The organism is Micrococcus sp. M4NT, from assembly GCF_033790745.1.
GTDB lineage: Bacteria > Actinomycetota > Actinomycetes > Actinomycetales > Micrococcaceae > Micrococcus.
The window spans coordinates 1-12,599 of record NZ_JAMYEH010000009.1 but is presented as its reverse complement, the minus strand read 5'-3'; the positions used below and the strand labels follow the sequence as shown (position 1 = coordinate 12,599).

At 71.7% G+C, this 12,599-nt stretch carries 9 protein-coding genes and 2 tRNA genes; 1 reads left to right on the top strand and 10 read right to left on the bottom strand.

Annotated features, from left to right (window positions below):
* Positions 1 to 44 precede the first annotated feature (44 nt).
* The gene (locus tag NJC10_RS07425; protein ID WP_319075608.1) at positions 45 to 632 is read left to right on the top strand and encodes a hypothetical protein; all 588 of its coding nucleotides are present in this window, start codon (positions 45 to 47) and stop codon (positions 630 to 632) included.
* 11 nt (positions 633 to 643) lie between these two features.
* Here the strand turns inward: NJC10_RS07425 and NJC10_RS07420 are convergent.
* The 10 genes from NJC10_RS07420 to dnaA form a co-directional block, all read right to left on the bottom strand.
* A tRNA-Ala gene (locus NJC10_RS07420) sits at positions 644 to 716 on the bottom strand.
* 25 nt (positions 717 to 741) lie between these two features.
* The gene (locus NJC10_RS07415; RefSeq protein WP_248116717.1) at positions 742 to 915 is read right to left on the bottom strand and encodes a DLW-39 family protein; all 174 of its coding nucleotides are present in this window, start codon (positions 913 to 915) and stop codon (positions 742 to 744) included.
* Positions 916 to 971: 56 nt separating this feature from the next.
* Positions 972 to 1,045, bottom strand: a tRNA-Ile gene (locus NJC10_RS07410).
* A gap of 126 nt (positions 1,046 to 1,171) precedes the next feature.
* The gene (locus tag NJC10_RS07405; RefSeq protein ID WP_248116719.1) at positions 1,172 to 1,672 is read right to left on the bottom strand and encodes a DUF3566 domain-containing protein; all 501 of its coding nucleotides are present in this window, start codon (positions 1,670 to 1,672) and stop codon (positions 1,172 to 1,174) included.
* Positions 1,669 to 4,362, bottom strand: coding sequence for a DNA gyrase subunit A (gene gyrA, locus NJC10_RS07400; protein ID WP_413466414.1), 2,694 nt, complete (start codon positions 4,360 to 4,362; stop codon positions 1,669 to 1,671). The genes NJC10_RS07405 and gyrA overlap by 4 nt, the downstream gene beginning before the upstream one ends.
* A gap of 292 nt (positions 4,363 to 4,654) precedes the next feature.
* Positions 4,655 to 6,796 (bottom strand): DNA topoisomerase (ATP-hydrolyzing) subunit B, encoded by a 2,142-nt coding sequence (gyrB, locus tag NJC10_RS07395; RefSeq protein ID WP_319075604.1) that lies wholly within the window; start codon positions 6,794 to 6,796, stop codon positions 4,655 to 4,657.
* 330 nt (positions 6,797 to 7,126) lie between these two features.
* Positions 7,127 to 7,699, bottom strand: a complete 573-nt coding sequence (locus NJC10_RS07390; RefSeq protein ID WP_248116721.1) for a DUF721 domain-containing protein — start codon at positions 7,697 to 7,699, stop codon at positions 7,127 to 7,129.
* Complete coding sequence (recF, locus tag NJC10_RS07385) at positions 7,692 to 8,903, bottom strand: DNA replication/repair protein RecF (RefSeq protein ID WP_319075603.1); 1,212 nt, start codon at positions 8,901 to 8,903, stop codon at positions 7,692 to 7,694. The genes NJC10_RS07390 and recF overlap by 8 nt, the downstream gene beginning before the upstream one ends.
* A gap of 19 nt (positions 8,904 to 8,922) precedes the next feature.
* On the bottom strand, positions 8,923 to 10,038 hold the full coding sequence (dnaN, locus tag NJC10_RS07380; RefSeq protein ID WP_319075602.1) for a DNA polymerase III subunit beta: 1,116 nt from the start codon (positions 10,036 to 10,038) through the stop codon (positions 8,923 to 8,925).
* Positions 10,039 to 10,838: 800 nt separating this feature from the next.
* Positions 10,839 to 12,371 (bottom strand): chromosomal replication initiator protein DnaA, encoded by a 1,533-nt coding sequence (gene dnaA, locus NJC10_RS07375; protein WP_319075601.1) that lies wholly within the window; start codon positions 12,369 to 12,371, stop codon positions 10,839 to 10,841.
* Positions 12,372 to 12,599: the final 228 nt, after the last annotated feature.

The window sequence follows — 12,599 nt, the reverse complement described above, 5'->3', positions numbered from 1 at the left end:
GGCGGGCCGCTAGCGTCGGCGGCATGGAGGGGAGGAGGCGAATCGTGGGAGGGGCCGTGGTCACCGTGCTGGGCCTCGCCCTCCCGGCGTGGGGGGTGCTGGAGGCGTGGACCGGCAGCCCGCTCCTCGGCACGCGGGATCGCCGGCAGGTGACCTTGATGCTCCTCCTCTGCGGCGCCGCCTGGTGGTCGGCCGGACGTGTCCTCCTCCGCCCGCCGCGCGCAGCGCCCCCGCCGCTGCACGGGCCGCCCCGCAGCCCAGAGGAGGAGGCGAAGCGGCGCCGGATGCGTCTCGCCGTGACGGCACTCCTCGCGTATGCCGTGGTGCACACCGCGTGGGAGGCCACGCCGGGTGCACCGGTCGCCGCGGGCTACCTGGCCGTCACGGGCGGGCTGGTCCTCTGGGCGGGCCTCGTGATGTCCCTCCCGGGCGTCGCCGCCTGGGCGCGGCGTCAGCGGGCCTCGTGGACCGGGGAGGGCCCGGCGCCGGACGCCCTCCTGACGGTCCCCGGGACGTCCGTGGTCCACTTCGTGGACCGGTCAGCGCGCGGCGGGCGCACGGGCGAGATCCGCAGAGACGGCGAGGGCCCCGCCGGAGCCGATCGTCTCGATCGTCCGGCGGGGCCCTCGTGATGGTCCGTCCGTGGAGGCAAGGGGACTCGAACCCCTAACCCCCTGCTTGCAAAGCAGGTGCGCTACCAATTGCGCCATGCCCCCGAGCGGTCCGCTCCACGTCTCCAGTTCAGGAGGCGGGTCGGTCCTTCGGCGCCGGGTCCGCGTGGGACACGCTCTCCGGCAGGCCATCCGTGGCCGAGGCCCAGATGTCCTTCCCCTCACGGTTCGCCCGCCACGTGCGGGCTCCGTAGGCCGCCGCGGCGGCGGCCGCCACGAGGGCGACGCGGGCCAGACGATCCATGGGAAACCCTCCGGGTACGAACGGAGCCCCAGCGGACCGGGGCTCTGTGGTGGGAGTGGGCGTACCAAGACTTGAACTTGGGACCTCTTCGTTATCAGCGAAGCGCTCTAACCGCCTGAGCTATACGCCCTCACCGTCGTTCTCGGCAGAAGCCGTTCACAACAGGAGATGACACTACACGAGCGCGGGCGCCCGGCGCAAATGCGCGCGGACGCCCACCGCCGTCGGCCCGTACGGGAGAGACCGACGGCGGCGGTCAGTCGTCCGTGAGCGTGACGCCGATGCCGCCCACCAGGGACGCGCAGAGGTTGTACAGCAGCGCGAACACGGTGGCGAGAGCGGTCAGCAGGATCACGTTCAGCACGGAGAGCACGGTGGCCAGGGAGGTCACGGTGCTCAGCGGCGCGAGGCTCTGAACCGTGAAGCGGCCGGCCTCCACGCCCAGGACGGTGCCCAGGATGCCGTTGACCTTCTCGAACACGCCCGTGACGTCGGCGAGCGAGTAGAGCGCCACGGAGGCCACCACGGTCAGGATGCCCAGGGCCACGGAGAGCAGGAACGCGAGCTTGAGCACGGACCACGGGTCGATCCGGCTCAGCATGAGGCGCGCGCGGCGCACCTTCGCCTTGGGAACGGCGCGGACCAGGTTCTCCTGCCCCGCGGACGAGGTGGCCTTGCGGACCGGACGGGAGGACCTCTCCGTGCCGCCCGCGGCCCGGCCGGAGCCGGACGGGCGCTGCGCTGCGGACGTGCTCACTGCTCTCCTCCGTCTGCATCCTCAGCATCGGACGCCTCGAGGGCGCCGTCGGCCGCGGCTACGGGGTCGTTCTGATCGGCTGCTGCGTCCAAGGGTACATCCGGGCCCGTCACGTCCTCGGAGCCGCCCTCGGAGGCCTCGTCGGCTCCCGTCTCCACCCCGGCCACGACGCCCAGGCCGGCCGTGCTGACCGCCGGATCCGCGGCGTCGCCGAGGGCCTCGCTGGCCGCCTCGGGCGCGTTCGCCTCGGCATCGGCCTCCGCGTCCGCCTTGGCCACCATCTCCTGCTCGTTGTTGAGCGTCACGGCCACGATCCGGTCCTTCTTGTCCGGCTTCGCGAAGATCACGCCCATCGTGTCGCGGCCCTTGGCGGGCACGCCCGCGACGGCGGAGCGCACCACCTTGCCGGAGGCCATCACCACGAGCACCTCCTGATCCTCGTGGACGACGAGGCCGCCGGCGAGGCCGCCGCGGTCGTCGACGAGCTTGGCCACCTTGGTGCCCAGGCCGCCTCGGCCCTGCAGGCGGTACTCGTCCACGCGGGTGCGCTTGGCGTAGCCGCCGTCGGTCACGGTGAACACGTACGCGTCGTCGTCGCCCTCGGCCCGGATGACGTCCATGGCCAGCAGGGAGTCGCCGCCGCGGAACTTCATGCCGGTCACGCCGGAGGTCGCGCGGCCCATGGGGCGCAGCGCCTCGTCCGTGGCGGTGAAGCGCAGGGACTGGCCCAGGCGGGAGATGAGGACGAGGTCGTCCGTGTCGGAGACCACCCGGGCCGAGACGAGCTCGTCGCCCTCGCGCAGCTTGATCGCGATCAGGCCGGCGGTGCGGTTCGTGTCGTAGTCCAGCAGCGGGGTCTTCTTCACGAGGCCGCCCCGCGTGGCGAGCACGAGGTAGGGGGCCCGGGAGTAGTCCGTGAGCGGCTGGATCTGGGCGATCCGCTCGTCCGGCTGGAACGCGAGCAGGTTGGCCACGTGCTGGCCCTTCGCGTCCCGGCCGGCCTCGAGCAGCTCGTACGTCTTGATCCGGTACACGCGGCCGAAGTTCGTGAAGAAGAGCAGCCAGTGGTGCGTGGACACCGTGAGGAAGTGCTCCACCACGTCGTCGCCGCGCAGGGTGGCCCCGCGCACGCCCTTGCCGCCGCGCGCCTGGGAGCGGTACTGGTCGATCCGGGTGCGCTTGACGTAGCCGCCGCGCGTGATGGAGACGACCATCTCCTCCTCGGGGATGAGGTCCTCGATGGACATGTCCCCGTCGAAGCCGGCCACGATCTCGGTGCGGCGGTCGTCGCCGTGCTTGGCCACGATCTCCGCGAGCTCGCCGGAGACCACCTCGCGCTGGCGCTGCGGGCTCTCCAGGATCTCCGTGTACGCGGCGATCCGGGCCATGAGCTCGTCGTACTCGTCCTGGATCTTCTGGGACTCGAGCGCGGCGAGCTGGCGCAGCTGCATCTGCAGGATGGACTGCGCCTGGACGTCGTCGATGTCCAGGAGCTCCTTGAGCGCCTCGCGCGCCACCTCGGCCGAGGCGGAGCGGCGGATGGTGGCGATGACCTCGTCCAGCATGTCGAGCGCCTTGAGCAGGCCGCGCAGGATGTGGGCGCGCTCCTCGGCCTTGCGCTTGCGGAACGCGGTGCGGCGCACGATCACGTCGATCTGGTGCTTCACCCAGTGGTGCACGAAACCGTCGAGCGAGAGGGTGCGCGGCACGCCGTCGACGAGCGCGAGCATGTTCGCGGAGAAGTTGGACTGCAGCTCGGTGTGCTTGTAGAGGTTGTTCAGCACCACCTTGGCCACGGCGTCCCGCTTGAGCACGATCACGAGGCGCTGGCCCGTGCGGCCCGAGGTCTCGTCGCGCATGTCCGCGATACCGCTGATCTTGCCGTCGCGCACCATCTCCGCGATCTTCGCGGCGAGGTTGTCCGGGTTGGTCATGTACGGCAGCTCGGTGACCACGAGGCACGTGCGGCCCTGGAGCTCCTCCACGTTCACCACGGCGCGCATGGTGATGGGCCCGCGGCCGGTGCGGTAGACCTCCTCGATCCCCTTGCGGCCCAGGATCTGGGCGCCCGTGGGGAAGTCGGGGCCGTGCACGCGCTGCAGCAGCGCCTCGAGCAGCTCCTCGCGCGTGGCCTCGGGGTGCTCGAGGTACCACTGGACGCCGGAGGCCACCTCGCGCATGTTGTGCGGCGGGATGTTGGTGGCCATGCCCACGGCGATGCCGGAGGAGCCGTTGACCAGCAGGTTCGGGTAGCGCGCGGGAAGGACGACGGGCTCGAGCTGCTTGCCGTCGTAGTTCTCCTGCATGTCGACGGTGTCCTCGTCGATGTCCCGGACCATCTCCATGGCCAGCGGGGCCATCTTGGTCTCGGTGTAGCGCTGGGCCGCCGCGCCGTCGTTGCCGGGCGAGCCGAAGTTGCCCTGGCCGAGCGCGAGCGGATAGCGCTGCACCCAGTCCTGGATCAGGCGGACGAGGGCGTCGTAGATCGCCGTGTCGCCGTGCGGGTGGTAGTTGCCCATCACCTCGCCCACCACGCGGGCGGACTTGTTGAAGGAGCGGTCCGGGCGGTAGCCGCCGTCGTACATCGCGTAGAGGACGCGGCGATGCACGGGCTTGAGGCCGTCCCGCACGTCCGGGAGCGCGCGGCCGACGATCACGGCCATCGCGTAGTCCAGGTAGGAGCGCTTCATCTCGGACTCGAGGTCCACGGGCTCGACCTTGTCGGCCGCGCCCTCGGGCAGCACGTAGTGCTCGATGCCCTCGCTCACCTCAGCCGGGACCGCGGCGGCGTGCACGCCGCCCTCCGGGGCGGTGCCCTCGGGCATCCCGGTCTCGGGCGTCTCGTTCTCCGGCGACTCGTTCTCCGGGGGGGTCATCTCGCTCACGCGGGTCCTCTCGTCCTCGTCAGCTCATGCAGGGGGAAGTCCGGGGGCCCGACGCGCGGGGCACCCGTGGGGTGCCCGCCCGCGTGTCGGGCGCGGATCAGATGTCCAGGAAGCGGATGTCCTTGGCGTTCTGCTGGATGAAGCCGCGGCGGGACTCGACGTCCTCGCCCATCAGCATGGAGAACACGGCGTCCGCGGCGGCCGCGTCCTCCATGGTCACCTGCAGCAGGGTGCGGTGCTCCGGGTCCATGGTGGTGTCCCACAGCTCCTGGTAGTTCATCTCGCCCAGGCCCTTGTAGCGCTGCACGCCGTTGTCCTTGGGGTAGCGCCAGCCGCGGGCCAGGCCGGCCCCGATCGCGGCATCGCGCTCCTCGTCGGAGAACACGTAGTCGTGCGGGGCGTTGGACCACTTCACGCGGTACAGCGGGGGCTGGGCCAGGAACACGTGGCCCGCCTCGATGAGGGGGCGCATGTAGCGGAACAGCACCGTGAGCAGCAGCGTGGTGATGTGCTGGCCGTCCACGTCCGCATCGGCCATGAGCACGATCTTGTGGTACCGCAGCTTGGAGAGGTCGAACTCCTCGCCGATGTTGGTGCCGAACGCCGTGATCATGGACTGGATCTCGGCGTTGCCGAGGGCCTTGTCCAGGCGGGCGCGCTCCACGTTCAGGATCTTGCCGCGCAGCGGGAGGATCGCCTGGGTGTCCGGGTTGCGGCCCTGCTTGGCCGAGCCGCCGGCGGAGTCGCCCTCCACGATGTACACCTCGCAGCGCGCCGGGTCCTTCGAGGAGCAGTCGGCGAGCTTGCCGGGCATGCCGAAGGACTCGAGCGGGGACTTCCGCCGCGCGTGGTCGCGCGCCTTGCGGGCCGCCAGGCGGGCGTGCGAGGCCTGGATGGCCTTGCGGATGATCTCCTTCGCGGTGCCCGGGTTCCGCTCGAGCCAGTCGCCCAGGTGCTCCGTGACCACCTTGGACACGAAGCCGCGGGCCTCGGAGTTGCCCAGCTTGGTCTTCGTCTGGCCCTCGAACTGCGGCTCTGCGAGCTTCACGGAGAGCACGGCCGTCAGGCCCTCGCGGATGTCCTCGCCCGTGAGGTTGTCCTCCTTGGGCCTGAGGATCTCCTTGTCCCGCGCGTACCGGTTGATGAGGGCGGTCAGGGCGCCGCGGAAGCCCTCCTCATGGGTGCCGCCCTCATGGGTGTTGATGGTGTTGGCGTACGTGTGCACGGACTCCGAGTAGGCGCCCGTCCACTGCATGGCCACCTCGACGGCCATGGAGCGGTCCCCGTCCTCGGCCTCGAACGCGATGACGTCCTCGTGCACGAGCTCCACCTTCTTGGAGGAGTTCAGGTGGCGCACGTAGTCCAGCAGGCCGTTCTCGTACCGGTAGGTCACGGTGCGGCGCTGGGGCGCGGGCGCGGCCTCGTCGAGGCCGTTCTCCTCGAGGGCGTCCCCGGCGGTGCCCTCCCCCACGATCTCGTCGTCCTGGACGGCGTTGTCCTCCTGGACGCGCTCGTCCGTGAGCGTGATGCGCAGGCCCTTGTTGAGGAACGCCATCTGCTGGAAGCGGGCGCGCAGCGTCTCCCAGTCGAACTCCACGGACTCGAAGATCTCCGGGTCCGGGTAGAAGGTCTGGACGGTGCCGGTGGCGTCCGTCTCCTCGCCCTTCACGAGCTCGCCCTGCGGCACGCCGCCGTTCGCGAAGCTCATGCGCCACGCGTGGCCCTGGCGGCGCACCTCGGTGTCCACGCGGCGGGAGAGCGCGTTGACCACGGAGATGCCCACGCCGTGCAGACCGCCGGACACGGCGTAGCCGCCGCCGCCGAACTTGCCGCCGGCGTGCAGGATCGTCATGACGACCTCCACGGTCGGCTTGCCCTCGGTGGGGTGGACGTCCACGGGGATGCCGCGGCCGTTGTCCTCCACGCGCACGCCGCCGTCGGCCTGCAGCGTCACGTCGATCCCGTCCGCGTACCCGGCCAGGGCCTCGTCCACGGAGTTGTCCACCACCTCGTACACGAGGTGGTGGAGGCCGCGCGGGCCGGTCGAGCCGATGTACATGCCGGGGCGCTTGCGCACGGCCTCGAGGCCCTCGAGGACCGTGATGGCGGAGGCGCCGTAGTCGCCGGGCACCTTGCGGTCGCGCGGGGCCGGCGCGGCCTCGGCGGAGGCCTGCGGCGTCTCGGGCTGCGGCGTGGCCGCGGGCACCTCGGCCGGGTTCTCGGGCGTTGCGTCGCTCACGGGTGCTGGTCACTCCTCAACGTCGGCGGCATCCTCACGTGGCATCCCGCGCGCGGGCGCACGGCCGGGGGGCGGACGGCGCCGCGGTCCTGCGGGAGGACGCGGACGGGCTGCTGCGGGGGCGGAGCGTCGGATGGGACCGGGGCTCCGCAGTTCCCCACCAGTCTAGGCGCTTGCCGCCCTCGTGCCCGCCACATCGCGGAAGGCGGAGGCCGAGACCGCCCCTGAGCGGCCCCAGAGACCACTCAGGAGGGGTGCGGGATCCCGTCCAGGACACCCGGGCCGTCTGACGGGCCCTCCGTGCGTCAGAGGGGCGCCTACGGTCCCGGGTCACCCGTAGGTGTCACGGGGGCCGCGGCCGCCCCGCACGGTGCGCGGGCCCTTCCGCCAGCTCGGCGCCTGCGGGCCGAGCGCCTCGAGGCGCGTGACCACGCCCGGGCCGAGCGCCTCGTCGAACCGCTCGAGCAGCACCGGCGCCATGAGCCGCAGCTGCGTGGCCCATGCCGTGGAGCTGGTGCGCACCCGCACCACGGAGTTCTCGAAGGACTCGGGGCGGCAGTGCAGCGCGATCTCCGGGCCCACCAGCTCGGTCCAGCGCGTCAGCACGGAGCCCACGGCCACGGGCGTGGACCAGCCGCGGTCCCGGATGAGGCGGGAGAAGACGTCGGAGACCTCGGCCGGGTCCCGGTCCGCGCCGGAGAACGGCCGGCGACGCCGGACGCCGTCGTCGTGCCCGCGGGGGCCGCCGCCCGTACCCGCCATCGACGCCGCGAGCCCCGCGCCGCTCCCTCGTGTGCGCAGGGGGGCCTCTCCGCGCTCCCGGGCGGCGTCGCGGACCCGGCGCAGCTGCACGAGGGCGAGGTCCGGGCGGTCCGGGGTGAACGGTGGCTCCGGCTCAGCCATCGCGGCCGCCCTCGCGGGGGGCGCGGATGTCTCCCTCCACCGGGTCGGCGGCCGGCACGGCCTCGGATCCCTCCGCGTCCTGACGGATGAGGATCCGCGGCCCGGTCAGCTCCGCCGGGATGTCCTCGACGGCGGCGCCCGTGACGATCACCTGCTCCGCGCGCCCCACGAGGCGGGCCAGGCGCGAGCGCCGGGCGGAGTCGAGCTCCGCGAAGACGTCGTCGAGGATCAGCACGGGACGGCCGTCCGGATCCGGGTCGTCGGCCACGAGCACGTCGTACGCCGCGAGGCGCAGGGCGAGCGCGAGAGACCAGGTCTCCCCGTGCGAGGCGTAGCCGCGCGCCGGGGCCGGGCCCAGGAAGAGGGTCAGCTCGTCCCGGTGCGGGCCCACGAGGGTGAGGGCGCGGGCCTGCTCCTCGTCGCGCTGGGCGAGGAGGGCCGTGGCCATGTCCGCGGCCAGCTCGGCCACGGAGGGGACCTCTGCGTGCGTGCCGCGGGCCAGCGGGACGGTGGAGTCATAGGCGTAGGTCGCGGCCTTGGAGCCGTTGGTGAGCGCCGCGTACATCTCCTGGAGCGGGTGGGCCAGCAGGCGCAGCACGTGGAGTCGGCCGTGCAGCAGCCGGGCTCCGGCCGCGCACAGGTGCTCGTCCCACACCGCGAGGGTGGACTCCTCCTCCGCGCCCCAGCGCCGGGCACGCCGCGCGGACTTCAGCAGCGCGTTGCGCTGGCGCAGGACCCGCTCGAAGTCCGAGGCGGCCTCGCCCAGGGCGGGGCGCAGCTGCACCATGAGCTGGTCGAGGAAGCGACGGCGGCCGCCCGGGTCCTGCGTGACGAGGCCGAGGTCCTCGGGGGCGAACACCACGGTGCGCAGGATGCCGAGGCCCTCCTTGGCCCGCACGGGGGCGCCGCGGTTGATGGCCACCCGGTTCGAGCGGCCCGGGAGGATCTCGAGCTCGAGCGCCACCGTGCGCGAGCCGCGGTGCACCCGGCCCGCGATCCTGGCGCCGGGCTGGCCGAAGCGGATGAGCTGCGCGTCGGCGCTCACCCGGTGGGACTGGTGCGACCCCAGGTAGCCGATGGCCTCCACCAGGTTGGTCTTGCCCACGCCGTTGGCCCCGAGCAGGACCGTGGAGCCCGGCTGCATCTCGAGGTCGGCCCACCGGTAGGACCGGAAGTCCTGGACGGTCAGGCGGGACAGGTGCACGGGGTGGGGGCCGGGCCCGTCAGGCCAGGCGCACCGGCATCACGAGATACCGGTAGTCGGAGACGGTGCCGGCGTCCTCGGAGACGCCCGTGAGCAGCGCGGGCTTCGGAGCGGCGGTGAAGGAGAAGCGCACCTGCGGCTGGTCCACGACGGCCAGGCCCTCGGACAGGTAGGACGGGTTGAAGGCGACCGTGATCTCCTCCCCCTCGAGGGTGCAGGGCACGGACTCGGTGGCGCTCGCGTCGTCCCCCGTGCCGGCGTCGAGGCTGACCTCGCCCTCCCGGAACACCATGCGCAGCGCGGTGTTGCGCTCGGCCACGAGGGCGACGCGCCGCGAGGCCTCCACGAGGGCGCCGGTCTCCACGACGGCCTGGATGGGACTCGACTCCGGGAAGAGGGAGCGGATCTTGGGGTACTCGCCGTCCACCAGCACCGAGGTGGTGCGGCGGCCGCCGGAGGCGAAGCCCACGAGGTCCACCTTCTCGCTGACCATGATCTCGAGGTCGCCGCCGCCCCCGAGGGACTTGGCCACCTCGGTGAGGGTACGGGACTTGACCAGCAGCGAGGTGGAGATCGAGGGGTCCGCGGGGGTCCAGCGGATCTCCTTCATGGCCAGCCGGTAGCGGTCCGTGGCCAGGAACGTCATGGTGTCGCCGTCGATCTCGACCTTCACGGCGGTGAGGATCGGGAGCGTGTCGTCCTTGGAGGCGGCCACGGTCACCTGCGCCACGGCGTGCGCGAAGGCCGCGCCGTCCACCGTGCCGACGGCCGCCGGCAGCTCCGGGAGCGCGGGGTAGTCGCCCACCGGCATGGTGGCCAGGGCGAAGCGGGAGGAGCGGCACGTCACCACGACCTTGCCGCCGTCGAGCTCCACGGTGACGGGGGCGGCGGGCAGCGAGCGGACGATGTCGTTCAGCAGGCGCCCGGACACGAGGACCTGGCCCTCGGCCTCCACGTCCGCCTCGATCTCCAGGCGTGCCGAGGTCTCGTAGTCGAAGCTGGCCAGGGAGACCAGGCCGTTCTCCGCCGTGAGGAGCAGGCCGGAGAGCACCGGGACGGGGGGCCGCGGGGAGAGCGAGCGGGCGGTCCAGGAGACGGCGTCGCTGAGGATGTCGCGTTCGACGGTGAACTTCACGAGCTCTGCACTGCCTCTCTGGCGGGGACGTCGGTCATGGGAGACCCGTCCCTCTTCGGCGCGAGCGCCGGCGGAGGGGATGGGAGGCCTCGGCGGTGACGGACTCGGGCGTGCGGTGCGGGACCGCGGTTCGGCGAGCCGTCACGTGAACGTCAGCATAGGCGCTCGGCGCGGGCGGTGTCAGTTCACCCCCGCTCTGTGGAGGGCTGCCGAGGACGTGTCATTCAGGGGCCCGGCAGGGGCCGGGAGCGGGGCGTGGCGCAGGGAGCCTTGATGTTGCTTGACAGGATCTCTACGGAAGGGTCAGTAGGGGTAATAGCACGTGTGGATTCTGTGGACAACCACGATGTGCGGCGTCAGGCCGCCGATCTCGCTGTGGGGGGCGTGGGGATTCCGTCCCGTCGGGGGTGTGCACGGCCGGTGGATGAGCCGATCGCAGCCCACCGACGTCGTCCACAGGGGTGTGGGAGGTTGTGCGGTGCGCTGCACCGTTTGTCCTCCGGCCGTCCACAGTTCTGTCCACAGACCTTGTCCACAGCTCGCTGGATCCGCGGAATCATGCGGTTCACGCCTGTGGACGCCTGTGGATGACGGTGGAGAACTCCTCGCTCGAGGCCGGCTCCCCACCCTGTGCGCGGCCACCGTCCCCAGGGGTGTGGACTGCTCGGAATCGGCGCGGGGATCCCGCGGGGACGGGGCGCGCGTTGTCCACAGCGGGGGCGCTTCTCCACAGGGTTGTCCACAGTGGTGGACAATGTGGATGGAGTCTCAGGCTCCGGTTGAAGGGGATCGGACGTCCCTCAGGCGCCGCGCTGCTTGCGCTTGATCTCGTTGGTGAGCTCGGTCACCTGGTTGTAGATCGTGCGACGCTCGGCCATGAGCTCGCGGATCTTGCGGTCCGCGTGCATCACGGTGGTGTGGTCGCGTCCGCCGAGCTCCTGGCCGATCTTCGGCAGGGACATCTCGGTCAGCTCGCGCAGCAGGTACATGGCGATCTGGCGCGCCGTCACGAGCGTGCGCGTGCGGGACTTGCTGGTCAGCTCCTCGAGGGTGAGGTTGAAGTACTCCCCCGTCGCGTGGAGGATCAGCTCCGGCGTGATCTCCTGCGCCGAGTCGTCCGTGATGAGGTCCTTGAGGACGTGCTCGGCCAGCTCGATGTCCACCGGCTGACGGTTCAGCGAGGCGAACGCCGTCACGCGGATGAGGGCGCCCTCGAGCTCGCGGATGTTGGTGGAGATGCGGGAGGCGATGTACTCGAGGGCCTCCGGCGGGGCCACGAGCCCCTCGGCCTCCGCCTTCTTGCGCAGGATCGCGATGCGGGTCTCCAGGTCCGGCGGCTGGATGTCCGTGATCAGGCCCCACTCGAAGCGGGAGCGCAGGCGGTCCTCGAACCCGGAGAGCTGCTTGGGCGGCAGGTCCGAGGTGATGACCACCTGCTTGTTGTTGTTGTAGAGCGTGTTGAAGGTGTGGAAGAACTCCTCCACGGTCGCTTCCTTGTCCGCCAGGAACTGGATGTCGTCGATCAGCAGGATGTCCACGTTGCGGTAGAGCTGCTTGAACGAGGCGCCCTCGTCATGGCGGATGGAGTTGATGAAGTCGTTGGTGAACTCCTCGGAGTTCACGTAGCGCACGCGCAGGCCCGGGTAGAGGCGGCGGGCGTAGTGCCCGATCGCGTGCAGCAGGTGCGTCTTGCCCAGTCCGGACTCGCCGTAGATGAAGAGCGGGTTGTAGGCCTTCGCCGGCGCCTCCGCCACGGCGTTCGCCGCGGCGTGGGCGAAGCGGTTGGAGGAGCCGATCACGAACGTCTCGAAGTGGTAGCGCTCGTTGAGGCGGCTCGTCTCGGCCGAGGTCGACGGCGGCGCCGGCGTGGGCGCGCCGGCGGCGGGACCGCCCGGGGCCGGGGCCTCGGGCGCGGGGTCCTCCTGGCGACGCTCGAAGCCGGGGAGCTCGGCGGCGACCGCGCGACGGCCGGGCCGGGAGTCGGGGTCCGGGGTCGGCTCGGCGCTCACGGGCGCGCCGGCGAGGGCGGAGCGGCGGGCCTCCGGCTCGGGGGTGCGGGGCGGCTGCAGGTTCGCGTCGATGGAGATGGCGAGCAGGATCTCCTCGCGGAACACCGCGGTGAGGGCGTCCGTCAGGGCCTCGGCCACCTGGGCGCTCTGGAGCGTCTCGCGGGTGGTCTCGTTGGGCACCGCCAGCAGGAGGGTGTTGCCGATCTGCCCCTGCGGCTGGGCCAGGTAGACGTAGCCCATGAGACGCGCGCTGACCCGCGCGTCGTCCTCCAGCGTGCTCACGACGGAGCGCCACGACGTCAGCACGGCCTGATCTGCCACCACGGAGACTTCCTTTCCTGGGGCAGCCCACCAAAGGTGAGGAGACTGCGGCGAACGGCGTCCATCGGACTCGGTGAGGGGAGTCTAGCGACTGTCCACAGGGTTGTGCACAGTCGGTGGACAACCCTTATCCTCCTGTGGACGACCCCGCCCGCCCGCCCCCGCCGCCCACGCTCGCCCGCGCACCCCATTAAACCAAGCGTACCAGGGACCAAGACATGTCAGGTACCC

Bases quoted from the DNA above. Each gene is read 5' to 3' on its own strand.
- gyrA (WP_413466414.1), bottom strand. From the start codon at position 4,362: ATGAAGCGCTCCTACCTGGACTACGCGATGGCCGTGATCGTCGGCCGC.
- NJC10_RS07390 (WP_248116721.1), bottom strand. From the start codon at position 7,699: ATGGCTGAGCCGGAGCCACCGTTCACCCCGGACCGCCCGGACCTCGCC.
- NJC10_RS07415 (WP_248116717.1), bottom strand. From the start codon at position 915: ATGGATCGTCTGGCCCGCGTCGCCCTCGTGGCGGCCGCCGCCGCGGCG.